General features: G+C 58.9%; 22 protein-coding genes. 8 read left to right on the top strand and 14 right to left on the bottom strand.

Going from position 1 to position 23,728, the window contains the following annotated elements; genetic code table 11:
- The first annotated feature begins 202 nt into the window (after positions 1 to 202).
- Positions 203 to 1,657, top strand: coding sequence for a catalase (locus ACYZTU_RS25980; protein WP_461966592.1), 1,455 nt, complete (start codon positions 203 to 205; stop codon positions 1,655 to 1,657).
- Positions 1,658 to 1,806: 149 nt separating this feature from the next.
- Positions 1,807 to 2,271: a bacterioferritin gene (gene bfr, locus ACYZTU_RS25975; RefSeq protein WP_123365585.1), complete on the top strand. Its 465-nt coding sequence runs from the start codon at positions 1,807 to 1,809 to the stop codon at positions 2,269 to 2,271.
- Between the two features lie 65 nt (positions 2,272 to 2,336).
- Here bfr and uvrA read toward each other — a convergent pair whose 3' ends face one another.
- Complete coding sequence (gene uvrA / locus ACYZTU_RS25970) at positions 2,337 to 5,171, bottom strand: excinuclease ABC subunit UvrA (protein ID WP_461966590.1); 2,835 nt, start codon at positions 5,169 to 5,171, stop codon at positions 2,337 to 2,339.
- 191 nt (positions 5,172 to 5,362) lie between these two features.
- Between uvrA and ACYZTU_RS25965 the strand changes: the two genes are divergently transcribed.
- Positions 5,363 to 6,760, top strand: coding sequence for an MFS transporter (locus ACYZTU_RS25965; RefSeq protein ID WP_461966588.1), 1,398 nt, complete (start codon positions 5,363 to 5,365; stop codon positions 6,758 to 6,760).
- 9 nt (positions 6,761 to 6,769) lie between these two features.
- Complete coding sequence (locus ACYZTU_RS25960; protein ID WP_016969466.1) at positions 6,770 to 7,297, top strand: single-stranded DNA-binding protein; 528 nt, start codon at positions 6,770 to 6,772, stop codon at positions 7,295 to 7,297.
- 70 nt (positions 7,298 to 7,367) lie between these two features.
- Here ACYZTU_RS25960 and ACYZTU_RS25955 read toward each other — a convergent pair whose 3' ends face one another.
- From ACYZTU_RS25955 to ACYZTU_RS25915, 9 genes are all read right to left on the bottom strand, one after another.
- Positions 7,368 to 8,525, bottom strand: a complete 1,158-nt coding sequence (locus ACYZTU_RS25955; protein WP_461966586.1) for a glutathionylspermidine synthase family protein — start codon at positions 8,523 to 8,525, stop codon at positions 7,368 to 7,370.
- Between the two features lie 12 nt (positions 8,526 to 8,537).
- Entirely contained in the window at positions 8,538 to 9,251 is a 714-nt protein-coding gene (locus tag ACYZTU_RS25950; protein WP_309676303.1) for a DUF1190 domain-containing protein, read from the bottom strand.
- A gap of 18 nt (positions 9,252 to 9,269) precedes the next feature.
- Positions 9,270 to 9,698: a DUF350 domain-containing protein gene (locus ACYZTU_RS25945; RefSeq protein ID WP_131062034.1), complete on the bottom strand. Its 429-nt coding sequence runs from the start codon at positions 9,696 to 9,698 to the stop codon at positions 9,270 to 9,272.
- 15 nt (positions 9,699 to 9,713) lie between these two features.
- Positions 9,714 to 10,388, bottom strand: a complete 675-nt coding sequence (locus ACYZTU_RS25940) for a DUF2491 family protein (RefSeq protein ID WP_461966584.1) — start codon at positions 10,386 to 10,388, stop codon at positions 9,714 to 9,716.
- Positions 10,375 to 11,409, bottom strand: a complete 1,035-nt coding sequence (locus ACYZTU_RS25935; protein WP_461966582.1) for an ion channel — start codon at positions 11,407 to 11,409, stop codon at positions 10,375 to 10,377. The genes ACYZTU_RS25940 and ACYZTU_RS25935 overlap by 14 nt, the downstream gene beginning before the upstream one ends.
- A 73-nt stretch (positions 11,410 to 11,482) precedes the next feature.
- Positions 11,483 to 12,046 carry a rhomboid family intramembrane serine protease gene (locus ACYZTU_RS25930; protein WP_461966580.1) on the bottom strand — a complete coding sequence of 188 codons (564 nt, stop codon included), beginning with the start codon at positions 12,044 to 12,046 and terminating at the stop codon, positions 11,483 to 11,485.
- A gap of 71 nt (positions 12,047 to 12,117) precedes the next feature.
- A complete protein-coding gene (locus tag ACYZTU_RS25925) occupies positions 12,118 to 12,816 on the bottom strand; it encodes a PspA/IM30 family protein (protein WP_282379256.1) in 699 nt (232 codons plus the stop codon).
- Between the two features lie 24 nt (positions 12,817 to 12,840).
- Positions 12,841 to 13,422 (bottom strand): YjfI family protein, encoded by a 582-nt coding sequence (locus ACYZTU_RS25920; RefSeq protein WP_282379254.1) that lies wholly within the window; start codon positions 13,420 to 13,422, stop codon positions 12,841 to 12,843.
- Positions 13,423 to 13,693: 271 nt separating this feature from the next.
- Complete coding sequence (locus tag ACYZTU_RS25915) at positions 13,694 to 14,248, bottom strand: cysteine hydrolase family protein (RefSeq protein ID WP_461966578.1); 555 nt, start codon at positions 14,246 to 14,248, stop codon at positions 13,694 to 13,696.
- 102 nt (positions 14,249 to 14,350) lie between these two features.
- Between ACYZTU_RS25915 and ACYZTU_RS25910 the strand changes: the two genes are divergently transcribed.
- From ACYZTU_RS25910 to ACYZTU_RS25900, 3 genes are all read left to right on the top strand, one after another.
- Positions 14,351 to 15,337, top strand: a complete 987-nt coding sequence (locus tag ACYZTU_RS25910) for a GlxA family transcriptional regulator (RefSeq protein WP_461966576.1) — start codon at positions 14,351 to 14,353, stop codon at positions 15,335 to 15,337.
- 177 nt (positions 15,338 to 15,514) lie between these two features.
- The gene (locus tag ACYZTU_RS25905) at positions 15,515 to 16,624 is read left to right on the top strand and encodes a DUF3182 family protein (RefSeq protein ID WP_461966574.1); all 1,110 of its coding nucleotides are present in this window, start codon (positions 15,515 to 15,517) and stop codon (positions 16,622 to 16,624) included.
- The gene (locus ACYZTU_RS25900; protein WP_461966572.1) at positions 16,614 to 17,372 is read left to right on the top strand and encodes an alpha/beta hydrolase family protein; all 759 of its coding nucleotides are present in this window, start codon (positions 16,614 to 16,616) and stop codon (positions 17,370 to 17,372) included. The genes ACYZTU_RS25905 and ACYZTU_RS25900 overlap by 11 nt, the downstream gene beginning before the upstream one ends.
- 11 nt (positions 17,373 to 17,383) lie before the next feature.
- Here ACYZTU_RS25900 and ACYZTU_RS25895 read toward each other — a convergent pair whose 3' ends face one another.
- From ACYZTU_RS25895 to ACYZTU_RS25880, 4 genes are read right to left on the bottom strand one after another with little or no spacing between them, the layout of a single operon-like run.
- Positions 17,384 to 18,373: a lysylphosphatidylglycerol synthase domain-containing protein gene (locus ACYZTU_RS25895; RefSeq protein WP_461966570.1), complete on the bottom strand. Its 990-nt coding sequence runs from the start codon at positions 18,371 to 18,373 to the stop codon at positions 17,384 to 17,386.
- The gene (gene clsB / locus ACYZTU_RS25890; protein ID WP_461966568.1) at positions 18,360 to 19,655 is read right to left on the bottom strand and encodes a cardiolipin synthase ClsB; all 1,296 of its coding nucleotides are present in this window, start codon (positions 19,653 to 19,655) and stop codon (positions 18,360 to 18,362) included. The genes ACYZTU_RS25895 and clsB overlap by 14 nt, the downstream gene beginning before the upstream one ends.
- Positions 19,652 to 20,449, bottom strand: coding sequence for an endonuclease/exonuclease/phosphatase family protein (locus ACYZTU_RS25885; protein WP_461966566.1), 798 nt, complete (start codon positions 20,447 to 20,449; stop codon positions 19,652 to 19,654). The genes clsB and ACYZTU_RS25885 overlap by 4 nt, the downstream gene beginning before the upstream one ends.
- Positions 20,446 to 21,372: a DUF72 domain-containing protein gene (locus tag ACYZTU_RS25880; protein WP_461966564.1), complete on the bottom strand. Its 927-nt coding sequence runs from the start codon at positions 21,370 to 21,372 to the stop codon at positions 20,446 to 20,448. The genes ACYZTU_RS25885 and ACYZTU_RS25880 overlap by 4 nt, the downstream gene beginning before the upstream one ends.
- Before the next feature lie 206 nt (positions 21,373 to 21,578).
- Here ACYZTU_RS25880 and ACYZTU_RS25875 point away from each other — a divergent pair, with 206 nt between their 5' ends.
- On the top strand, positions 21,579 to 23,705 hold the full coding sequence (locus ACYZTU_RS25875; RefSeq protein WP_461966562.1) for a mechanosensitive ion channel family protein: 2,127 nt from the start codon (positions 21,579 to 21,581) through the stop codon (positions 23,703 to 23,705).
- Positions 23,706 to 23,728: the final 23 nt, after the last annotated feature.

The following is a 23,728-nucleotide window of genomic DNA, read 5'->3' as shown; positions in this document are numbered from 1 at the left end:
CGTCAGTCTGAAACGAAGAACCGGGCCTAGTGCCCGGTTTTTTGTGCGCGCTCGAAAAGCATCGTTGCCTGCGCAAATGATCGTCATTAGTATTTTTCTATCGGTTCGTAAAGGTTAATGAATTTGTAGGTGTAACGTTCGTGATCAATACTCCCTCTCAGCCGATTAGCCGGCAGTTAAGACTGACAGAGGAAGAGATCGCATGAGCCAAAATAAAACGCTTACCACCGCCAGTGGCGCTCCCGTCCCCGACAACCAGAATTCGCGCTCCGCCGGCCCTCGTGGCCCACTGCTGCTTGACGACTTCCACCTGATCGAGAAGCTTGCCCACTTCAACCGTGAAAACATCCCTGAGCGTCGTGTACACGCCAAAGGCTCAGGTGCTTACGGTACGTTCACCGTGACTCGTGACATCACCGAGTACACCAGCGCCAAACTGTTTGAATCCGTCGCTAAGCAAACGCCAACGTTCCTGCGGTTTTCCACCGTCGGCGGCGAACGCGGTTCGGCTGACACCGAGCGCGATCCACGTGGCTTTGCCCTGAAGTTCTACACCGAAGAAGGTAATTGGGACATCGTCGGCAACAACACGCCAGTATTCTTCATCCGCGATCCTTTGAAATTCCCGGACTTTATTCACACTCAAAAACGTCTGCCGCAAAGCAATCTGAAAAGCGCACAAATGATGTGGGACTTCTGGTCGCATTCGCCTGAGGCGTTGCACCAGGTCACCATTCTGTTCTCGGATCGCGGCATTCCTGATGGCTACCGCCACATGCACGGCTTCGGCAGCCATACGTACAGCCTGATCAACGCCAATGGCGAGCGTCACTGGGTGAAGTGGCACTACAAGACCAAGCAAGGGATCAAAAACCTGGCACCGGCAGAAGCGGCACGCCTGGCCGGGACCGACCCGGATTATGCGCAGCGTGATCTGTTCGGCGCGATCGAGCGCGGTGATTTCCCGAAATGGCGCGTGTGCATCCAGATCATGACCGAGGATCAGGCCGCGGCGCACTACGAGAACCCGTTTGACGTGACCAAGACCTGGTCGCAGAAAGAGTTTCCACTGATCGAAGTGGGCGAGTTGGAGCTTAATCGCAACCCCCAGAATTACTTTGCTGAAGTCGAGCAAGCGGCGTTCGGTCCGAGCAACATGGTCCCGGGTGTCGGTTTGTCGCCTGACCGCATGCTGCAGGGTCGAGTGTTCGCTTACGCCGATGCTCACCGCTACCGTATTGGCACCAACCACCAGCAATTGCCGGTGAACGCACCTCGCAGCTCGGTAAACAGCTATCAGCGCGATGGTTCGATGGCGTTTGGCAGCAATGGTGGTGCGACACCAAACTATGAGCCGAACAGCTACGTTGAGTCGCCGAAACAAGCGCCTCGTTATGCAGAGCCAGCGCTGGCCCTTAGCGGCGCGGCGGATCGTTACGATCATCGCGAAGATACCGATTATTACAGCCACGCCGGTGCGCTGTTCCGTCTGATGAGTGACGAGCAGAAAGCTCTGCTGGTCAGCAACATTGTCGGCGCCATGGGCGGCGTTTCCGGCGACGTGATTGATCGTCAATTACAGCATTTCTTCAGGGCCGACCCGGCGTATGGAGAAGCAATCGCAACGGCGTTGGGCGTACAGCTTAACGAAGTCTAAACGAGAAGTAGAACCGCCCTCATTTGGGCGGTTTTTACGTTATTTAAACCACTTTTCTCAGAATATCTTCGCTTTTATCCCGCAGGCAGAGTGACCAAACAGTCTGCTTGGTTCAAACTACAGACTTTCAAGCAGGGAGATGTAGGGCGATGCAAGGCCACCCAGACGTAATCGATTACCTCAACACGTTGCTGACCGGCGAGCTGGCGGCGCGTGATCAATATTTCATCCATTCGCGGATGTACGAGGACTGGGGTTTCACCGAGCTCTACGAACGTATCAACCACGAGATGGAAGAAGAGGCGCAGCACGCTGACGCCCTGATGCGCCGAATTCTCATGCTCGAAGGCACTCCGCGCATGCGGCCGGACGACCTGGATGTCGGCACCACAGTGCCTGATATGCTCGCTGCCGACCTGCGACTGGAATACAAAGTCCGCGCCGCACTCTGCAAGGGCATCGAGCTCTGCGAGCTTCACAAAGACTATGTCAGCCGCGAGATGCTGCGTATTCAGCTGAACGACACTGAAGAAGATCACACCTACTGGCTCGAGAAGCAGCTGGGTCTGATCAAGTTGATCGGGCTGGAGAATTACCTGCAATCGCAGTTCTGATTCCGCCGTCTACAAAAAAGCCCCTGTCACCGATGAAGTGACAGGGGCTTTTTCGTGGGCCTGATTCAGGCTTTGTCGCGAGCCAGCAGCGGCTTGAGGTAGAAGCCGGTGTGAGACTGCTTCATCTCCGACACTTCTTCCGGCGTACCGACAGCAATGATCTGGCCGCCCTTGGAACCGCCCTCCGGTCCAAGATCCACCAACCAGTCGGCAGTCTTGATAACGTCCAGGTTGTGCTCGATCACCACCACGGTATTGCCGTGATCCCGCAGGCGGTGCAGCACGTCGAGCAATTGCTGGATATCTGCGAAGTGCAGGCCGGTTGTCGGCTCGTCGAGGATATACAGCGTCTTGCCGGTATCGCGTTTGGACAGTTCGCGGGACAGCTTCACCCGCTGGGCTTCACCACCCGACAGCGTGGTCGCTGACTGCCCGAGCTTGATGTACGAAAGGCCGACATCCATCAACGTCTGAAGCTTGCGCGCCAGGGCCGGAACCGCATCGAAGAACACTCGCGCCTCCTCGATCGTCATCTCGAGGGTTTCGTGGATGTTCTTGCCCTTGTACTTGATCTCCAGAGTCTCGCGGTTGTAGCGCTTGCTCTTGCAGACGTCGCACGGGACATAGATGTCCGGCAGGAAGTGCATTTCCACCTTGATCAGGCCATCGCCCTGACAAGCTTCGCAACGCCCGCCCTTCACGTTGAAGGAGAAGCGTCCAGGACCATAACCGCGTGAGCGGGACTCCGGAACACCGGCAAACAGTTCGCGAATCGGTGTGAACAGCCCGGTGTACGTCGCCGGGTTTGAGCGTGGCGTGCGTCCGATCGGACTTTGATCGATGTCGACAACCTTATCCAGATGCTCCAGACCTTTAATGCTGTCGTGAGCAGCCGCTTCAAGCGTCGTTGCACCGTTGAGTGCCGTGGCGCTCAAAGGAAACAGCGTGTTGTTAATCAGCGTCGATTTGCCCGAGCCGGATACGCCGGTGACGCAAGTCAGCAGACCAATTGGAATGTCCAGATCGACATTGCGCAAGTTGTTGCCGCGAGCGCCCTTGAGGGAAAGCGACAACTTCTTGTTACGGGGCGTTCGTTTGGCCGGAACGGCAATCTTCACCCGCCCCGACAGATATTTGCCGGTCAGCGAATCGGGATGAGCCATAACCTCGGCCGGCGTACCTTCGGCGACGATATGTCCGCCGTGTACACCTGCGCCGGGCCCGATATCCACCACGTAGTCGGCCAGACGAATTGCATCTTCGTCGTGCTCGACCACGATCACCGTGTTGCCGATGTCACGCAGGTGCTTGAGCGTGCCGAGCAGGCGATCGTTGTCCCGTTGGTGCAGGCCAATCGATGGTTCGTCGAGGATGTACAGAACGCCAACCAGGCCCGCGCCAATCTGACTGGCCAGACGAATACGCTGAGCCTCACCGCCGGACAAGGTGTCGGCACTGCGATCCAGCGACAGATAATCGAGGCCTACGTTGACGAGGAACTGCAGACGCTCACGGATTTCCTTGAGAATCTTGTCGGCAATTTCGCCGCGACGGCCAGTCAGCTTCAGCACGCCAAAATATTCGCAGGCGTCGCCAATCGGCAGATTGGTCACTGCCGGCAGCGTCTTCTCGCCTACCCAAACGTGCCGCGCCTCTCGACGCAGGCGCGTGCCACGACAATCCGGGCAATGCTGTGTGCTGAGGAACTTGGCCAGCTCTTCGCGCACCGAGGCTGACTCGGTTTCGCGGTAGCGACGTTCCAGGTTCGGCACGATGCCTTCGAACGGGTGCGAGCGTTTGACGATGTCGCCACGGTCGTTCAGGTACTTGAAGTCGACGTTCTGCGAACCGCTGCCGTGCAGGATGTACTTCTGCTGATCGGCCGGCAGATCGTTGAACGGTACTTCAAGACTGAATTTGTAGTGTGAGGCCAGCGACCCGAGCATCTGGAAGTAATAGACGTTGCGCCGGTCCCAGCCGCGAATCGCGCCTTCCGCCAGCGTCAGTTCGCCATTCACCAATCGCTTGATGTCGAAGAATTGCTTAACGCCCAGGCCATCGCAGGTCGGGCAAGCGCCGGCCGGGTTGTTGAAAGAGAACAGCTTGGGTTCCAGCTCGCTGATGGCGTGGCCGCAAATCGGGCAGGCGAAGCGCGCGGAGAAGATGATCTCTTCGCCGGGCTCGTCGTCCATTGGCGCTACCAAAGCGATGCCGTCCGCCAGCTTCAAGGCGGTCTCGAACGACTCGGCCAGGCGCTGTTGCAGGTCGGCGCGGACCTTGAAGCGGTCGACCACCACATCGATCGAATGTTTCTTTTGTTTATCCAGCTTCGGCAACTCGTCCAGCTCGCAAAGCCTGCCGTTGACCCGGGCCCGCACAAAACCCTGTGCACGCAATTCTTCAAAAACCGACAGGTGCTCGCCTTTACGCTCGCGGATCACCGGGGCCAGCAGCATCAGTTTGCTACCCTCCGGTTGAGCCAGGACCAGGTCGACCATCTGGCTGACGGTCTGGGCTTCCAGCGGAATATCGTGATCCGGGCAGCGCGGAATACCCACGCGAGCGTAAAGCAGGCGCAGATAATCGTAGATTTCGGTGATGGTGCCGACCGTCGAACGCGGGTTGTGTGAGGTCGACTTCTGTTCGATGGAAATGGCTGGCGACAAACCTTCGATGGTGTCGACGTCAGGTTTTTCCATCATCGACAGGAACTGCCGGGCGTAGGCCGACAGCGATTCGACGTAACGGCGCTGGCCTTCGGCATACAGCGTGTCGAATGCCAGGGACGATTTGCCGGATCCGGACAGGCCGGTGATGACGATCAGTTTGTCCCGTGGCAGGGTCAGGTCGATGTTCTTCAGGTTGTGGGTTCGGGCCCCACGAATCAGGATCTTGTCCAAAGTGGCCTCGCTCGGCGGGCGTCGAAAACGTAGGAGTATACGGCCAAATACTGGATGGATGCACACTATCAAATGAGCGGGTTGCAGTCTTACGTGAAGACTCTGTCAGCAGAGCGCGTCAAAGCGTCGCGATATACCCCGTCAATCGATGGGACTGGTAGAATCGCCGCCGGTTCACATGAGGTTTTTCCATGCACGATCCCCACAGCGAACGCATGAGTGGCAGCGAGACCCGCGCAGCAAGCGGTCTGGCCCTGGTGTTCGCCTTCCGTATGCTTGGCATGTTCATGGTGTTGCCGGTACTGGCGACCTATGGGATGGATCTGGCAGGAGCGACCCCGGCCCTCATCGGGCTGGCGATTGGCGCTTACGGCCTGACCCAGGCGATCTTTCAGATTCCTTTCGGCTTTATTTCCGACCGCATCGGCCGTCGTCCGGTGATTTACCTGGGGTTGATCATCTTCGCTCTCGGTAGCGTGCTGGCGGCCAATGCCGACTCGATCTGGGGCGTGATCGCCGGACGGATCCTGCAAGGTGCCGGGGCGATTTCCGCGGCGGTGATGGCGTTGCTGTCAGACCTGACCCGCGAACAGCATCGGACCAAAGCCATGGCCATGATCGGCATGACGATTGGTCTGTCATTCGCTGTCGCCATGGTTGTAGGCCCGTTGCTGACCCGCGCTTTCGGCCTGTCCGGGTTGTTCCTCGCCACGGGCGGCATGGCGCTGTTCGGCATCGTGATCGTGATGTTCATGGTGCCGCGAGCCAACGGCCCGTTGCAGCATCGCGAATCCGGCGTCGCGCGCCAGGCGCTGATACCGACACTCAAGCATCCGGACCTGCTGCGTCTGGACTTGGGCATTTTTGTGTTGCACGCGATGTTGATGTCGAGCTTCGTTGCGTTGCCATTGGCGCTGGTCGAAAAAGCCGGGCTGCCCAAAGAGCAGCACTGGTGGGTGTACCTGACCGCGCTGCTGATTTCCTTCTTCGCCATGATCCCGTTCATTATCTATGGCGAGAAGAAACGCAAAATGAAACGAGTTTTACTCGGCGCCGTCGTGACGCTGATGCTCACTGAGCTATTCTTCTGGCAGTTCGGCGATAGCTTGCGGGCTCTGGTGATGGGTACGGTGGTGTTTTTCACCGCGTTCAATCTGCTGGAAGCTTCGTTGCCATCGCTGATCAGCAAGGTTTCACCGGCAGGCGGCAAGGGCACGGCGATGGGGGTTTATTCCACCAGCCAGTTCCTCGGTTCGGCACTGGGCGGCATCCTCGGCGGCTGGTTGTTCCAGCATGGCGGTTTGTCGGTTGTGTTCCTGGGATGCGCCGGTCTGGCTGCCCTCTGGCTGGCCTTTGCTGTTACCATGCGCGAACCTCCCTACGTGACGAGCCTGCGCTTGCCGTTGTCGCCCGAGGCGATCCGCGAAGCGGGTCTGGTCGAGCGCCTGAAGGCCGTCGTAGGGGTAACAGATGCAGTGATCGTCGAAGATGAAGCGGCGATTTACATCAAATTGGACACCGAACTATTGGATCGCACCACCCTTGAACGCCTGGTGAACAACCCGGCCGGGGCAGCGTGCGTAGCCTAGGAGAACGTTATGGCCCGTGGGGTTAACAAAGTCATATTGGTCGGCACTTGCGGCCAGGATCCCGAAGTTCGCTACTTGCCTAACGGTAACGCCGTGACCAACCTGAGTCTGGCGACCAGCGAACAGTGGACCGACAAGCAAACCGGTCAGAAGGTCGAGAAGACCGAATGGCACCGTGTGTCGATGTTCGGCAAGGTTGCCGAAATCGCCGGCGAGTACCTGCGTAAAGGTTCGCAGGTCTACATCGAAGGCAAGCTGCAGACCCGCGAGTGGGAAAAAGACGGTATCAAGCGTTACACCACCGAAATCGTGGTCGACATGCAAGGCACCATGCAACTGCTGGGCGGCCGTCCACAGCAGGGCGACCAACAAGGCGGGGGCAATAACTACCAGCAGTCCGCCCCGGCTCCACGCCAACAGGCTCCGCGTCCGCAGCAGTCGGCACCGCAGCAGTCGCGCCAGGCTCCAGCTCCACAGCAGGCAGCTCCGCAACCGGCTCCGGATTTCGACAGCTTTGATGACGATATTCCGTTCTAGGGTACGACCGATCTAAACAAAAAGGCCCGTCGCTAACAGCGCCGGGCCTTTTTTGTGGGCGAAGGATTTGTCAGTCGAGGATCAGATGCGGCAGAAACCGGCTCGAATCCTTGGTGATCAAACTGTTGTCTTCCCGCACGCCAATGCCGGCCGCTTGGTCGCCAATCACCCACGAGCCAACCAGCGTGAAGCTGTCGCCAAACTGCGGCAACGGGGCGAATTCCTGAAGGATAAACGGCGCGTCGGTGTAGGGGCCGTCCTCTTTTACGATCAGGCCCTCAGCGGTTTGCAACTCGATGTTGGCGCCTTCCCGCGAGAAGAACGGTTTGCGCACCCAGCCCTTGGGCACCGCTGTGTTCGGATTGGTATCCAGGTGGGCGGCGAGCAGGTTCGGGTGTCCTTTGTTGGACTCCCATAGCAGCGGCAGGATGCCTTTGTTGGAAATGATGGATTTCCACGCGGGCTCGAAAAACTGCGTATCACTCTGGGCAATCGCTGCGCCGAACGGTTCGTGGAAGATGAACTCCCACGCATGCAGTTTGAACAGGTGAGGAATCCAGCGATCTTCCAGATCGACGAAGCGTCCGTCACTGGTGAGGCCAATGTCTTCAAGATCGATGTGGCGTGATTCTATTCCGACTTTTTCGGCGATCAGGCGCAGGTAATCGGTGGTGCCCTTGTCCTCGACCGACTCCTTCATCGAGGCGAAATAGAAAGGCTGTTTAAGCTGTAGCTGGGCGAAGGCCTGATGCAGTTTGGTGTCAATGCTGTTGAACTGGTCGGCATGCTTGGGCAACAAGCCGCGTCCGATGCACTGCTCCAGCCAGCCCCACTGAAACGCTGCCGCTTCATAGAGGCTGGTCGGCGTGTCGTAGTTGAGTTCCAGCAATTTTGCCGGTCCGGTGCCGTTATACGAGAAGTCCATGCGCCCATAGAGGTGCGGGTGGCCTTCGAGCCATGAAGTCCGAATCATGTCGAAGAACGGCGCAGGAATGCTCAGGCGCTCCAGCAACTCTTCGCTCTGAACCACCCGGGCTACCAGGTCCATGCACATCTCATGAATTTCGGTGGTCGGGTCTTCGAGATCGTTTTCGATCTGCTTAAGCGTGAACTGGTAATACGCGCTCTCGTCCCAATAGGGTTCATCGTCGATGGTGTGGAACAGAAATCCGAGACTGTCGGCGGTCTGTTTCCAGTCATGACGTTCTGCGCAGAGAATCTTTTTCATGGCCCGGTTTCCTTAACTGCTCGAACCGCCGCCGCCCCAGCCACTGCGTGCGCTGGCCTTGCTGCCGAAACCGCCACGGGAGGTGGACGAGGCAACCGACACCGGCTTGCTGGCGGAACGAATCGAATCGGCGTAGTTGCTGCTGCCGTACCTCGCCTGATTGGACTTGGTAAAGGTCGAGCCCTTGGCAATCCGCTGGCTGAGCGTGGAAGACGAGTAACCGCCGCGGTCATCGCGGTAGCGATACACCGGTTGCGAGTAAAAGCTGTTGCGGTTGTTGCTCAGCATGTTGCCGATCAGCAAACCGGTCAGCAGGCTGGTGCCGGAGAATCCGGAGCCACCACTGTTCGCTTCCGAGGCGGGCAGTTGGGCCTTGGCCGCGTCCACTTGGGACTGCGTCACTTCGCCATCAGCGGTCAGTTCGAAACCGCCCAGTTTCGGGATGAACTTGCCGGTGGAATCTTGCTGGCACCAGTCTGCGACAAAGTCCGCGTCGCAATCGGCCTGATTGTCGTAGACCGGCGCAATGCGCCGATGCTCCGTCATGGCAGCCATGTAGGCGTCAGAGCAGACGTCTACCGGGAGTTTTTCATCGGCACATTGCTGGACGGACTGGAAGTTGTACTTCTTCTGCACCGGGTAGGTTTTTTCCGTCGGCCCGCAGCCGGATATTGCCATGGCGACCGAGGCGGCCAGCGACAGTTGAACGTACTTGCTTCGTTTCATCGGGAGCTCCCTGCGCGATCAGTTCGGGGTAGGGGTCATGCAGGCGGCGTTCAACATGCCGACGCTGATGGCCACGGCTGCGACATAGACACCCGCCGCGATTTCACCTTTCTTGATGCGTTCCGACGTGCCTTTCAAGACCAGGCTAGTCACCAGGAACGCCAGCAGTTGCACGACGGCGGCGATCAGCGACCAGACGACAAAGTCGAGCAGGCTGATCGAGTAGGCAATCACATTGCTGGCCGGTATCGCGAAACCGATGAGCGCACCGCCCAAAGCGATTGCGGCCGCGACGTTGCCCGAACGGATCAGTTCAAACTCCTTGTGCGGAGTGATTCGGGTGTAGATGAACTGGAACAGCGCGAACAGCACGGCGGCGCCGAGGATGTACGCAACAAACCCGAACACGGCGGCTTTGTTCAGGGAGATGGAGAGCGCTTCTAGCATGGACTTCTTCCTTATTTAAAAAGTGTTCAGGTCGGTGGTGTACAGCGAAATGCCCAGCGACGTGCTCAGGCTGATGGCGCCTTCGGCATCTTCTTCGACGGAAAACAGCAGGAATTCACGGCGATCGGTCAGGCCGGTTTCGCGCGCGTACAGCATCGAACGGTGTTCAATGCTGTAGGACTCATCCGGGTTTTTCAGGTATTCGCTCAACGCTACCAGTTCTGTCTGGCCATCCTCGGTGCCCCACTCGCGGGTGTATTCGACGCCGTTGTGGGTGTAGGTCGGCAGACCGATAAGGCTTTGCGAGCCGGCCAACCGACTCAACTCCGCCTCGCTGCTGATGGTCACGTAACTGAGGTAGTTGAACAGGATCACCGACTCGACCTGCCCGGCGATGGCGCCGGTGGTGTGCACTTGCAGCCAGTAATCTTCGTCATTCATGTAATAACGCGACAGCCAGGTTGATTGCCCGAGGTCAACGGTGCCGTTGCTCCAGATCTGCTGGGAGCCGGGAATGATCACGCTGGTTTTTTCGTCGAGCAGCAATTTCAGGGTGGTGTCGAACATCACCTCTTTGCCCAATGCCAGGCCCAACGGACCGATGGCGGGCGGGGTTTCGTTGGCAGTCCATTTTGAGTCCGGATCCGCATTCGGGGCCTCAAGCCCCATCAACTGTTTAAACCATCCCATTGGAGATTTCCTTGAGGCGTGTGGAGGCGATGTAGAAGAGCTCACCGCCCTCAACGCGAGTGGCGCCGGGCGGGTTGATCGAAGGGTGTCGGGCGCCTTTGGCGCGGTAGCCGATAAGGGTCGCGTTGTGATGCTCTTTCATCTGTGCATACAGATCGCCGAATGTTGCTTCAAAAGCCTCGGGCAGTTTCATCAGGTACTGGGTGGCGCCTTGACCCACGCACAGCAATTCACTGATGACTACTGACGAGCCCGGATCCTGAGAGGCGCGCACCAACATCTCGATGGCCATGCTTGAGGTGCATTCCAGGCTCGGTGCGTAGGAGCTGGCCAGCGCGGCGATTTCACTTTCATTGAAGTGGGCGACCACATGCCCGACCGGTTTGAGCTGATTGACCGCCAGCACGGTGGCCAGGGTCAGGTCGTCGGAGTGGGTTCGCACTAGCACGCGCTCGGCACCGGGAACGCCGGCGCGTACCAGCAGCGCGCCGGAGGACAGGCTTTCACCTTTGATAAAGGCCGCTTTGCCCTGCATCGGGTTTTCTTCAAGGTCGCAATCGCAAATGACGATCAGGTTGTCATTGGAGGTTTCATCCTGAAGCAACAACTCGATGACCCGCTCGCTGGACGATCCCGCCCAGCCGATGAGCACCGTGTGGCCGGTCTTGCCGGTGAAATCACCTTTGCCCTTCATGCCTTTTCTCCATACATCAATGACGCTGCTGGTGGTTTTGCCGATGGCTGCCGTGAGCAGCGCAATGCCCCCGAGCATGACCCAGGTGGCCACGAAAACCCGTCCCGCCGAGGTTTGGGGCGCAAGATCGCCGTAACCGACCGTCAGCGTGGTGGTGAGGTAGAAATAGGTAAATGTGGCGGGGGCGGTGAGGTGTTGTTCGCCCAGAAACACCAGGCCGAGCCAGGCCGTGCTCAGGTGGATGCCCAAGGCAATCGCCAGTCCCGCCCAGCCGAAACGGTGGAAGAAGGACGAGGCATACACGCGTAATAAAAGAAAAATAGACATGACGTCCCTGACTCCGTGGGATGACTCGTTCCTGGCAATGCGCAGGCCCGAACCCCTGAACGTTCTATTGCCTTTACCGGGCGGCATTAAACCTGTTGCCGGGCGTCGAGAGAAGTACCTTGGCTGCAATAAATCCGGCGAATGCCCCGGCAATATGGCCTTCGAAGGAAACCCCCTGGCGTGGAAGGAAGCCAAACACCAGGCCGCCATACAGCAGAGCGACGACCGTGGCCGTGATCAGGTTACCCCAACTGTGCTGGAACCAGGCGCGCGACAGAATGTACGCCCACAGCCCGAACACCCATCCGCTGGCACCGATGTGCATCCCGGAAAACCCGAACAGCCAGACCAGCAAGCCGCCCAGGCCAATGATGATCGCGCTCACGGCGATGAAGCGATTGAGCCCATCGACAATGACCAACGTGCCGAGGATCAAAAAGGGAATCAGGTTGGCGCTCAGGTGCGCAAAGGACGCGTGCAGAAAAGGCGAGGTAATGATGCCGAGCAGACCGTGCAATGTCCTCGGGACCAGGCCAAATGCAACAAGGCTGTAGCCGGTCGCGGTGTTGAGTACTTGCAGCGCGACCATGAGGATTGCCAGGCCGGCAATTGTCTTGAAACCCTTCAGGGCATCCATCCTTGACCTCTACTCGACAAAAAAAGGAAGGGCAATGAATGCCCTTCCTGTTCAGCTTGCGCCCGGCCCGGTTACTCGGCTGATTTTTTCTTCAGGCGATCCAGGATTGCGTTGGCGCTGCCCGAATCCGGGGTAATGCCGGCTTCGCGCAGCTTGCGCTCCAGATCGGTGCCAGTCGATGCATCGGCCAGTTGATCCTGGGCTTCCAGTTCAGCGGCGCGTTGCTGCTGCTTGGCCTGCAGGCGGTTCAGTGTACCGACGGCGGTTTCCAGCTTGCCGTTGGCGCCGCCACTGGCGATCGAAGCGCTGACCTGGGCTTTCTGTACGCTATCGCGGGCCTTGGCCATGTCCACTTGCTGGCGCAGGCTTTTGATGCGGCTTTCGGCCTTGGTGATGTCTTTGCGCATGTTGTCCGCGTAACCGCCGAATTCGGTGGCCTGCTTTTGCTCGACATCAAGCTCATTGGTCAGGGTCGAAATGGCTTCGGCCACTTCCAGGGCCAGGTCTTCGCGGTTGGCTTGGATCGCGGCCATGGCCTTGGATTCGAGGTCCTTGATCTTGGCGTTGTGCTCGGCCACACGATCAGCCGACAGCTTGTGCTTGGCCATGATGGTGACCAACTCACGCTTGGCATTGGCCAGGGCGCTGTCAGCATCGCGGATTTCCTGGTCGAGGATGCGCAGGGCCTGTTGGTCAACGATGGACTCGCCGACTTCGTTGGCACCGCCGCGCAGCGCGGTGAACAATTTGCTCCAGATAGACTGAGTCATTGGATATTTCCTGTTCCCGAATAATTAATTGAAGAAACGTTCGAAGGCTTCGCTGGCGCGCTGGACGTTGTCGACGAGGGTTTTCACCTCGGTCACGATGTTCGTCAGGCTGGAATCGGAGCTCAGTGCGCCGAACATGTTGTAGACAACCTGTCCGTTGGGCATCGACTCGATACCGATCGAGGACAGCGGGAACAACTCACGGCTGCGCAGGACGGCATCGTTGAACGCCGGTACGTCCTTGATCGACTCGACGTCCACCAGCACGGTGTCGACGATGATCTGCTCGCCCACGACTGCGATGTAAATCGGCAGGCCACCGAAGTCGTTCATTTCCAGCTTGATGCTCGACTCGGAACCCTGGACGAGGGAGAGAGTGATGTCGTTCGAAACCACTTCATCAAGGGCCTGAAGGGCGCTGAAGAGGCGATCGATGTTCCAGTTAGTACCTGCGCTCATGTAATTCTCCGACATGAATGAGCCAGCCAGGATCGGTTGGCGTAGCTGTTTCTCCATCTGCTTGAGCAGGCTTCGGTTTTCGGGAAGCACCCAAGTCTCGTGTTTCACATAACCGGCGGCACCCAGGCCCGCGCGCATCTGCTTCATGTAGAAACTCGACGGTTTTTTCGCGGACGGTCTCGAGCGCTCTCCCTTGCTGCTCGCTGTATCGGTATCAGGCTCGGCAGGCGGACCTGATGGAGAGCGGCTTTTCATGCTGGTGACTCCGTTGTGATATCTCACGCGTGAGAAACACTACAGTGATTTTTTGCGCCTCTCAATAGCTCACGCGTGAGATTTTTTAGCGACCGGAAACGCAAAGGCCCGCAATGCGAAAGCGCGGCGGGCCTTTTGTTTATCGAGTTGTTTCAGGGTGAGGTTAGCGGCTGGCCGCGAGGAATTCGTCGGCGGACACCACACTGGCATAGGCAAAACCCAGGGCCGACATGAACGCCGCGTGGACATGGGCCGCTGGAACTGTGACACCGTTGAATTCCAGGTCGCGAGTGGCACAGGCGTCATGGATCACCGTGACGGTGTAGCCAAGATCGGCGGCGGCGCGGGTGATGCCGTCGACACACATGTGGCTCATGCTGCCGATGACCACCAGGTTTTCGATGCCTTGCTCATCGAGGATGGCTTCCAGTTCGGTTTCGCGGAACGAGTTCACAAAATGCTTGAGCACGACCGGTTCATCAGCGCGGTTGAGGACTTTGGGGTGCAGCCTCGCGCCCTCGGAGCCTGGAGTGAAGAAGGGCGCTTCGTCGGAGGAAAATTCGTGGCGGATGTGCACCACCGAATCACCCGCATCGCGGAAGGCTTTGATCAACCGTACGGCGTTGTCCGCGGCGGCGTCGGCACCGACCAGCGGCCACTTGCCTTGGGGGAAGTAGTCGTTTTGGATATCGACTACGATGAGTGCTTGCTTGGCCATGACTATTTCCTCGAAGTGCTTGTTGGGTGTGGAATGAAGTATTGGGTTTAGCAGGCCGTCCGAGGATTGGCCGCACTGACAATAGAAGGGGGAAAACTGACAATGGACGCAGAAAGGGCAATCGCCGAGCTGGGCGTTTTGATCTATCCCGGCGCGCAGATGGCGGCGGTGCATGGGTTGACGGACTTGTTCGGGGTGGCGAACCGGATTGCCAGCGAGCATCAGGCCGCGCAGTTGCCATTGCTGCGGGTCAGCCATTGGCAGGCCGATGGCGATCAGATGCCCGAGCGGGTCTACGACAGTCATCCCGCTCCTGACGGCGCGTTGGTGGCGGTGTTGATCCCGCCATCGATTGCCGGTTTTTCCGAAGGCCAGGCACCGCCGGGGTTGATCCGTTGGATGCGTCAGCAGCACGCGAATGGCGCGACACTCGGCGGGGTGTGCGTGGGGTCGATTTTGTTGGCCGAAAGCGGTCTGCTCGACGGTCGTAGCGCCACCACCCACTGGACCTCGGCCAACGCTTTCGCCGAGCGTTATCCTGCGATCAAGCTCAAAGCCGATACCCCCATTGTTGACGACGGCGACCTGATCACCACCGCCGGGCTGATGGCCTGGTCCGAACTGGGCTTGCGTCTGGTTAACCGTCTATTGGGGCCGAGCATCGCCACCAGCACCGCGCGGTTTCTGGTGGTGGAACACAGCGACAGCGCGAGCGAGTGCGGCAGCAACTTTTCACCGATACTCAGTCATGGCGATGCCTCGATTCTCAAGGTCCAGCATTGGCTGCAAAGCACTGGAGCGACCGATGTGTCGCTGACGTTGATGGCCGAGCGGGCAGGGCTGGAAGAGCGCACGTTTCTGCGTCGATTTCGCGCGGCAACCGGGCTCAAACCCACCGAGTATTGTCAGCACCTGCGGGTCGGCAAGGCTCGGGAAATGCTCGAGTTTACCAACGGCACCATCGATCACATTGCCTGGACGGTGGGTTATCAGGATCCGAGTGCCTTTCGGGCGACGTTCAAGAAAATTACCGGGTTGGCGCCGAGTGATTACCGGACACGGTTCGGGGTGGGAGCGAGTCAGGGGTGAGCGCAAGTCGTGCAAAATGCCGGAGTTGAAACCCTTGTCGTGCAGAATAGAACAGGCACGATGCCATCATGTTTTTCGCAACTGGCTGATTTGAAAACCGTTTGTCTTCGTCCCTCCTTGGCCTGATCTCTGCACCCCTTCAACTACATTCATCAAGCGCAGATTGAAGGGGGACGCATGACCCCAGCAAATCGCAAGAAACTAGTGGTCGCTCACTCCGTGCGCCCCGAGGCTCCGTTGCACGAAGTGGAAACCAATCGAGCGTTGGCGCGTTGGCTGGCGCAGATTCTCGGGCTTAAATACGGCGGCAGTTACGACCCCGAACTTCACAAAGGTCGAGACCTTTATCTGTTGCCGACCCAGACGGTTGTTGGCGTAGCTGCCGCCCGGCAATTGGGGGTCAAAGGGCCGGAGGATTTGTGGGGCGGTTACGTCGACCATGACTTCATCTGCACCAAAGCCATCAGTCACGGGTTATGCAACAAAAATGCTCACGCTCCGGAAGGCTGGTCGCCGTTGTTTTCCGAACGTGTGCGCAACGTTGTACTCGACGGCCTCAGCGTGTTTTCCCTGGAGGATGCGCGTCCTGCGGCAGAGCATCTGCTCTACAGCGGCCCGATCCGCATCAAGCCTATTCATGCCTGCGCCGGACGCGGTCAGGAAGTGATCAAAAGCCTCGACCAGTTCGATGCCATCCTCGCCAGATCCGATGCCGAAACGCTGTTCACCGAAGGCGTGGTGCTGGAACAGGACCTGGACCGAGTGATCACCCACAGCGTCGGTCAGACCTTCATCGGCGACAAGGTGCTGAGTTATTGCGGTGATCAGTACTTGACCAAAGACGGTCAGGGCGAGCAGGTTTATGGAGGCTCCAACCTGCTGGTGGTGCAGGGGTATTACGACGATTTGCTCGAACTGGACCTGCCGGACGATGTGCGGCTGGCGATCCGGCAGGCACAAGTGTTCGACAGCGCCGCGGATGAGGCTTATCCCGGTTTCTATGCCTCGCGGCGCAACTACGACATCGCCCAAGGTGTGGACAGTAACGGCAAACAGCGCAGTGGCGTGCTCGAGCAGTCCTGGCGGATGGGCGGTGCCAGCAGTGCCGAAGTCGCCGCCTTGCAGAGCTTCGTCAACGACCCCGGGATGCGCGCGATTCGCGTGTCTTCGGTCGAGACCTACATCGACCAGCCGCTGCCGACGGACGCCATCGAGGTATATCGCGGACCGGCGCAAAACAGTGACTTTCTTCTCAAGTACGTAACGGTTAAATCCTATGACGGCTAGAAGCGAAACCATTCAAATCGACATCGACGATGAACAGATGATCGGGACTTTTCTCAGCCCCAAATCAAAAGTCCCCGGCGTGCTCTTTGTGCACGGTTGGGGCGGTAGTCAGGAACGGGACCTGCTACGGGCCAAAGGCATCGCGGGTTTGGGTTGCGTGTGCCTGACGTTCGACTTGCGCGGGCACACCGGCGGGACGGGAATTGCGCTGAGTCGAGTGACGCGCGAAGACAACCTGCGCGACCTGCTGGCGGCGTATGACCGCTTGCTCGCGCACCCAGCGCTCGATACATCGGCGATTGCCGTTGTCGGCACCAGCTATGGCGGTTATCTGGCCTCGATCCTGACGTCATTGCGTCCGGTGCGCTGGCTGGCGCTGCGGGTGCCGGCGCTGTATCGCGATGATCAATGGCACACGCCCAAGCGTGACCTGGATAAGCTCGATTTACGTGATTACCGCCGCACGTTAGTCCGCGCCGACAGCAATCGTGCGCTGCATGCCTGTTCGCAGTTCACCGGGGATGTGCTGCTGGTCGAATCAGAGACTGACGACTACGTGCCCCACGCCACCATCATGAGTTACCGCGCGGCCTGCCAGCAGACTCACTCTTTGACCCACCGGATTATCGACGGAGCCGACCACGCCTTGAGCGAACCTGTTTCGCAACAGGCGTACACCTCGATCCTGGTGGGTTGGATCACCGAGATGGTGGTGGGTGAGCGGTTGAGCATCATCCAGTCATTGTAAAATTTCGGCTGTTAATGCCTCGGTTTCTTCTCGATCCGCAACGACTTGGCCTTGGCCTCCACGATCAAATACATCACCAACGTAATCAGTAGCGGCAAGATGAAATAGATCGCCCGATAAGCCAGCAATCCGCCCACCAGGCTCCCTCGGGACGCTTCATGTTGCAGCAGCGCCACGAACACCGCTTCCAATACGCCGAGCCCGGCGGGAATGTGCGTGATGACCCCGGCAATCGCGCTGATCAACAACACCCCAAGCACCAGCGGATAATCCAGCTTGCTCGGCAACAAGGTGAAAATCACCGCCGCCATCAGCGACCAATTCAGCGCCCCGAGGGCCAGTTGCAGCACCGCCATGCGCAGGGACGGCAGATTGATTTCCACCCCGCGTATCGCCCATTCCCGACGCTTGGAAAACTGACACGCCACCAGATACCCTGCGCTCACCAGCAGCAACAACACGCCCACCGCTTGCAATGCGCCGCTGCTCAGCTTCCAGCCTGGCGGCATTCGCACCAGACCACTGCTGAACACCGCGCCGGCAATCACCATGTAACCGAACCAGTTGGTCGCCAGGCTCAACCCGAGAATTTTCGCGATGTTGCCCTTGCTCACCCCAAGCCGCGAATACAGTCGATAACGCATGGCAATGCCGCCGACCCAGGCGCTCAGGTTGAGGTTGAAGGCATAGCTGATAATCCCCACTGGCAGGATCTGCTTCCACGTCAGGTCCTGGCGAATGTAAGTACGACCAATCAGATCGAAACAGGCGTAGACCAGAAAACTCACCAAGGTCAGGCCGAATGCGATGATCAGCGTGCGCACCTTGAAATCAGCCAGAGTGTCGAACACTTCGTTCCATTCGATGCGCTGGGCGAGCATCGTAATCAGCACGATCAGCGCCAGGAAAAACAGCATTGTCAGCGGCCGTTTCCAGCGGCTCCAGCGAGATTTGCTCGGGCTGTCGGCGTGCGCCGTCGGGTGTGCGTCAGCGCGGTTCATGGTGGTCGCTCCCGGCCGGATGGATGAACCGCTTCAGGCGCGGTTTATGCGCCGGTAGCCAACCGGCCCAGGCTGGGAAGTGCCGCAAAAAGTGAAACACCAGAAAGCCGACGGTCATGTGCCAGATCCGTCCGCGCGGGGTTTTGTCGGCGGACATGGCCTTGCAATGGTTGTTACTCAGGTCTTCGAGGCGTTTGAACAGGTCGCGGTTGAAGGCGCGATCGCGGATCAACACATTGGCTTCCAGGTTCATCGACAGACTCAATGGGTCGAGGTTGCTCGAACCGACCGTGCTCCAATCCTCATCCACCAGTGCGACTTTGCCGTGCAAGGGACGGTCGCAATATTCGTAAATCTGCACGCCGGATTTGAGCAGGTAGTCATAAGTCATGCGCGCGGCGAGTCTGGCCACCAGCATATCGGGCTGACCTTGCAGGATCAGCCGCACATCAACGCCACGGCGCGCCGCGTCGCGGATCTCGCGCAGCAGGCGATAGCCCGGAAAGAAGTAGGCGTTGGCGATCACGACTCGGCGCTGGGCACTGCGCAGCACCTGGCGGTAAACCTCTTCGATGTCGGTCGGATGCTCGCCGTTGTCGCGGTACACCAGGCGAACCTGGCCGTCATGATCGCTGAACGCCAGTTCCGAGCGCCGTTGCCTGCGCCGTTGCCACCAGTATTTGGCGCGAGCCGGGCGACCGCTTTGCAGCAGGGCGAAGTGATGAATGTCGGCCACCGCCGGACCTTGCACTTCAACGGAATAATCCTGCTTGGCCTCAGGGCCGAAGTCAGCCAAATGGTCGGCGGAAAAGTTGATGCCGCCGATGAATGCAATCGTGCCGTCGACCACCACTATCTTGCGGTGCAGGCGGCGGAACCAGTTGGTGCGGATGCCCAGATGTTTCGGTGCCGGGTCGAAAATCTGGATGCGTGCGCCGGCCTCGCTCAGGGCGGCGAGGAACCCGGTGCTCAGCTCGCCACAGCCAAAGCCGTCGAGGCTGACGGAAATCCGCACGCCGCGTCGAGCCGCCTCGATCAGGATTTGCTGCAGTTCATTGCCCACCTTGTCTTCAAACAGGATGAAGGTTTCCAGCAGGATTTCAGTTTTCGCCTGACGCAAGGCCTCGAATACCCGGGGGAAGTACGCTTCGCCGTTTTCCAGCAGCTCTACGCGGTTGTTGCCTTGCCAGCCATATTCGACGTCGACCACGCCCGGTTCACGGATCGGTGGAGTTGTGGATAAGTGCTCCACGTTGGTTTTATCCATCGATGGGCTGCTCATAGCTCGATCTCCACCGATAGCGGTGCATGGTCGGAAAGGTGTGACCAGGGCCGCGCGGCCAGCACTTGTGGATGACTGGCCTTGAGGTTGCGCACGTAGATGCGGTCAAGACGCAGCGCTGGCAATCGCGCTGGAAAACTGCGCGCCGGTTTGCCGTGGAGTTCGGCGAAAACTTCCCGTAAACCGCAGGGTGTGAGCAGTGCGTCGGCACGCTGGCGCCAGTCGTTGAAGTCACCGGCAACAATCACCGGGGCATCGCGCGGCAGTTCTTCGAGGCGCTGGGCCAGCAACTGGAGTTGTTCGGTCCGGTGGGTTTCGCGAAGACCCAGATGCACACAAATGGCATGCACTTCCTGGCCATCACCGGGCAGGCGCAGCACACAATGCAGGATGCCGCGGTTCTCGTGACCGCTGATGGAAACGTCGAGGTTGTCGTGGCGAATGATCTGGAATTTCGACAGCAGCGCATTGCCGTGATCGCCGGCCGGGTAGACCGCGTTGCGTCCATAGGCGAACTGCGGCCACAGGGTGTCGGCGAGGAATTCGTATTGCGGTATCGGCGGCCAATTGTTGTAGCGCTGAGGATGATGCTCGTGGGTGCCGTGGACTTCCTGCAAAAACACCACGTCGGCGGACACGCTGCGCACCGCTTCGCGCAATTCGGGGAGGATGAAGCGCCGGTTGAGGGCGGTGAAACCCTTGTGCGTGTTGACCGTCAGCACGGTGAAGCGGCGCACGGCGGTGATGATAGATTGCTGTTCGTCGGTGGTGCCGACCGGTTCGGGAATGCTCATGACAGCACTCCTTCGGCGGCCAGTTCACCGGGACGGGTGGCGAGGTCTTTATCCAGATGAAAGCGCTCCAACAAGCGGCGGGCATCGAAGGGCGCACGGACTTTGATGTCGTTGTCGAAATAGCAGAACACCTCACGGGACTTGCGCGCCTTGGGCTTCTGCCGGGGCGCGATCAGCTGCGGGTCGCTCGGTTGCTGGCCGCGATGCCAGGCCTCGATCCGGTCTCCCCAGCGTTTCAGCGCCTCGGGGGTGTAACCGCTGGCATAGAGTTCTTCGGCACCGTGCAGGCGCAGGTAGACGAAGTCGCTGGTGAGGTCTTCGCGGTACGGCCATTTTCCGGCGGTGTCGGCGATGACGAGCGCAGCGTTGTAGCGTTTGAGCAGGCGGATGAATGCCGGATCGACGAAGCTCTCGTTTCTGATTTCTACGGCATGGCGCAAAGGCTTTTTCCCGTAGGCCTTCATGCTGGCGCGACCGTTCAGGCGCGATTCGTGTTGATGGGCGAGGGTGGCGGCCTCTTCGGTGTTGTGGGGCAACTGCTCGAGAAAGGTTTCGAACAGCTCGGCATCGAATTTGAAATTGGGCGGAAATTGCCAGAGGATCGGGCCGAGTTTGTCCTTGAGTTCCAGCACGCCGGAGGCGAAGAAATTCGCCAAAGGTTTGTGGATGTCACGCAGGCGTCTGATATGGGTGATAAAACGCGGGGCTTTGACGCTGAAGACGAAACCCGCCGGGGTTTCTGTGTACCACTGGGCGTAGCGTTCAGGCCGTTGCAGGGCGTAAAACGATCCATTGATTTCAATGCTGTTGACCGCCCGTGAGGCGAATTGCAATTCGCGCTTGTGAGTCAGCCCCTTCGGGTAGAAATCCCCCCGCCAGGGCGTGTAGCGCCAGCCTGAAATACCGATGTGAATCGCCGCCATATCGCCTCCCGTCTAATGGTCCTCGGACTGCCCCTGTCTTTTGATGACTGCGGGGCGTGCGAGAAAGTTTCGACGGGAGTACGGATGGTTAAAGTCTCTGTTAGTGTCCGGCGATCACTCGGGCCGTGCCTAACGTGGGAACGATCGGAACTTGCCTACAATCTCCCGATCAGTTCCTTACAGACCCTTTTGCAGGAGCGCCGCGTTTGTTCAAGTTCAAGACCGCGATACTACTGGGGGCGTTGTCGATTCTGGGCAGCAACGAGCTGGAGGCTGCCGCACTACCGGGTGTGCCGGCGGCCACCGCTGCGACACCACTGGCACACCCCGAACCGCTGGTACAGGGTGGTTTGCTGGGTGCCATCAGTTCGAGCATTGATGAAGTCCAGGGAAAGCTCGATCTCAACGAGGACCTGCTCGACGCCTGGCGCCTGCGTGCAGACCGGGCGGCGGTTGAGGTGGATCAACTGGTCAATCATCCATCGGCCCGTTCAAGCTGGAGCGTGGCGGGGGATTTCCTGCTGTTGTCCTGTGTGTGGATTGGCGTCTTTGCGCTGCTCTGGCTGCTGGGAGGGCTGCTCGCCAAACGTCTGTGCCAGAATCGCCTGCTGCTCAGTCGCGAGCGCGGTCAGGCTTTACTCGGTTATGTGTTGCCCTACACGGTTCCGGCGCTGGTCAGCCTGCCGCTGACACTCTATGTCAGCCACTTCTTGCAAGTGTCCGCCGGCCGGGCGCTGGCATTGTGTTTCGCTTATGCCACCAGCAGCGGCATTTTCGCCGCGTCGTTGCTGTTGTCGCTGGTGGTGCTGTTCAACGCCGGCCACAAACGCCGGGCGGTGCAGTTTATTCGTCAGCTCAGCCCACGACCGCTCTTTTTGATTGGCTTCCTTGTGGCCCTGAGCGACGCCTTGACCAGTCCGCAGATCGCCCGCCTGCTCGGCCGCAATCTCACCAGCAGTGTTGCGGTGTTCACCGGGCTGGCAGCCTCGATAGCCTTCGGCCTTCTGGTGTTCAAGATGCGCCGTCCGGTGGCCCATCTGATCCGCATTTTGCCGTTGGCCCAGCGCCTCAAGCAGCCGGCCTTGCGTGAAATGCTGCGGATCTTTTCCGGGCTCTGGTACTGGCCGATTCTGTTGATGGTGCTGGTGTCAGTGATCAACCTGATCGGCATTGGCGACGACAACCAGAAAGTGCTGCGCTGTGCGCTGTTTACTACTGTGTTGCTGATTGCGACGGTGTTTCTCAGCACGTCGCTGCATCACCTGTTCAAGTCGCGCAGTGAAGTGGCCGCGCGCCGCAGCAGTGCCTACAAAGAGCGCTTTCTGAGCCTTTCGCACGCGTTGCTGCGGATCGCCCTGGCGATTGTGTTCATTGATGTCCTGGGGCGCATCTGGGGCGTGTCGCTGTTCGAGTTTGCGGTGAGCAACTCGGTCGGTCGGGCGATCAGCGATTCCCTGAGTCGTATCGGTTTGATTTTCCTGGTGACCTGGATGGGCTGGGTGGTGTTGGACACGGCGATTCAGGAAGCCCTGAAACCACCGGTTAACAAACGATCGACGCGCCAACCCAGTACCCGAACCAAAACCATCCTGCCGCTGCTGCGCAACGCGATCAAAATCATCCTGGTGGTGATCTGCGCCATCACCACCATGGCTAACCTGGGAATCAACGTTGCACCCTTTTTGGCCGGTGCCGGTGTCGTGGGGCTGGCCATCGGTTTCGGTTCCCAGCAACTGGTGCAGGACGTGATCACCGGGTTGTTCATCATCATCGAAGACACGTTGTCGATTGGCGATTGGGTGGTGCTCGATTCTGGCCACGCCGGCACCGTCGAAGGCCTGACCATTCGCACCTTGCGACTGCGCGACGGCAAGGGGTTTGTGCACTCGGTGCCATTCGGTCAGATCAAGGCTGTGACCAATCAGTCGCGGCAATTCGCCTATGCGTTTTTCTCGGTGCAGTTCACCTACGACACTGATGTCGACAAGGCTATCGAGTTGATCCGCGAGGCCGGGGATTCCATCCGCGACGATGCGTTCCTCAAGTACAACCTGCAAGGGCCGCTGGATGTATTTGGTGTCGACAAGATGGACCTTAACGGCGTGGTGCTGACGGCACAGTTCCGCACGGTGTCGGGCGGGCAATACGCAGTGAGTCGGGCGTTCAACCAACGTTTGAAAAAACTTGTGGATAACAGCCCGTGGGTGCATTTCGCGCAGACTTATCCACAGCAGGTTTTGATGTCCAGGCAGGCTGTTGATCTGCCGCAAAGCGATGGGCTTGCGTCGGAGCATTCATCGGTGTTGCTGCCGGATCAGCCGAGAACCCAATAACTCCGCGGATCCCTGTGGTGTTT

The organism is Pseudomonas sp. HLT2-19-2, from assembly GCF_054898005.1.
This window is presented reverse-complemented; position numbering and strand designations above follow the sequence as displayed.

Bases quoted from the DNA above. Each gene is read 5' to 3' on its own strand.
- ACYZTU_RS25980 (WP_461966592.1), top strand. From the start codon at position 203: ATGAGCCAAAATAAAACGCTTACCACCGCCAGTGGCGCTCCCGTCCCC.
- bfr (WP_123365585.1), top strand. From the start codon at position 1,807: ATGCAAGGCCACCCAGACGTAATCGATTACCTCAACACGTTGCTGACC.
- ACYZTU_RS25965 (WP_461966588.1), top strand. From the start codon at position 5,363: ATGCACGATCCCCACAGCGAACGCATGAGTGGCAGCGAGACCCGCGCA.
- ACYZTU_RS25960 (WP_016969466.1), top strand. From the start codon at position 6,770: ATGGCCCGTGGGGTTAACAAAGTCATATTGGTCGGCACTTGCGGCCAG.
- ACYZTU_RS25955 (WP_461966586.1), bottom strand. From the start codon at position 8,525: ATGAAAAAGATTCTCTGCGCAGAACGTCATGACTGGAAACAGACCGCC.
- ACYZTU_RS25950 (WP_309676303.1), bottom strand. From the start codon at position 9,251: ATGAAACGAAGCAAGTACGTTCAACTGTCGCTGGCCGCCTCGGTCGCC.
- ACYZTU_RS25945 (WP_131062034.1), bottom strand. From the start codon at position 9,698: ATGCTAGAAGCGCTCTCCATCTCCCTGAACAAAGCCGCCGTGTTCGGG.
- ACYZTU_RS25940 (WP_461966584.1), bottom strand. From the start codon at position 10,388: ATGGGATGGTTTAAACAGTTGATGGGGCTTGAGGCCCCGAATGCGGAT.
- ACYZTU_RS25935 (WP_461966582.1), bottom strand. From the start codon at position 11,409: ATGTCTATTTTTCTTTTATTACGCGTGTATGCCTCGTCCTTCTTCCAC.
- ACYZTU_RS25930 (WP_461966580.1), bottom strand. From the start codon at position 12,046: ATGGATGCCCTGAAGGGTTTCAAGACAATTGCCGGCCTGGCAATCCTC.
- ACYZTU_RS25925 (WP_282379256.1), bottom strand. From the start codon at position 12,816: ATGACTCAGTCTATCTGGAGCAAATTGTTCACCGCGCTGCGCGGCGGT.
- ACYZTU_RS25920 (WP_282379254.1), bottom strand. From the start codon at position 13,422: ATGAAGCAGATGCGCGCGGGCCTGGGTGCCGCCGGTTATGTGAAACAC.
- ACYZTU_RS25915 (WP_461966578.1), bottom strand. From the start codon at position 14,248: ATGGCCAAGCAAGCACTCATCGTAGTCGATATCCAAAACGACTACTTC.
- ACYZTU_RS25910 (WP_461966576.1), top strand. From the start codon at position 14,351: ATGGACGCAGAAAGGGCAATCGCCGAGCTGGGCGTTTTGATCTATCCC.
- ACYZTU_RS25905 (WP_461966574.1), top strand. From the start codon at position 15,515: ATGACCCCAGCAAATCGCAAGAAACTAGTGGTCGCTCACTCCGTGCGC.
- ACYZTU_RS25900 (WP_461966572.1), top strand. From the start codon at position 16,614: ATGACGGCTAGAAGCGAAACCATTCAAATCGACATCGACGATGAACAG.
- ACYZTU_RS25895 (WP_461966570.1), bottom strand. From the start codon at position 18,373: ATGAACCGCGCTGACGCACACCCGACGGCGCACGCCGACAGCCCGAGC.
- clsB (WP_461966568.1), bottom strand. From the start codon at position 19,655: ATGAGCAGCCCATCGATGGATAAAACCAACGTGGAGCACTTATCCACA.
- ACYZTU_RS25885 (WP_461966566.1), bottom strand. From the start codon at position 20,449: ATGAGCATTCCCGAACCGGTCGGCACCACCGACGAACAGCAATCTATC.
- ACYZTU_RS25880 (WP_461966564.1), bottom strand. From the start codon at position 21,372: ATGGCGGCGATTCACATCGGTATTTCAGGCTGGCGCTACACGCCCTGG.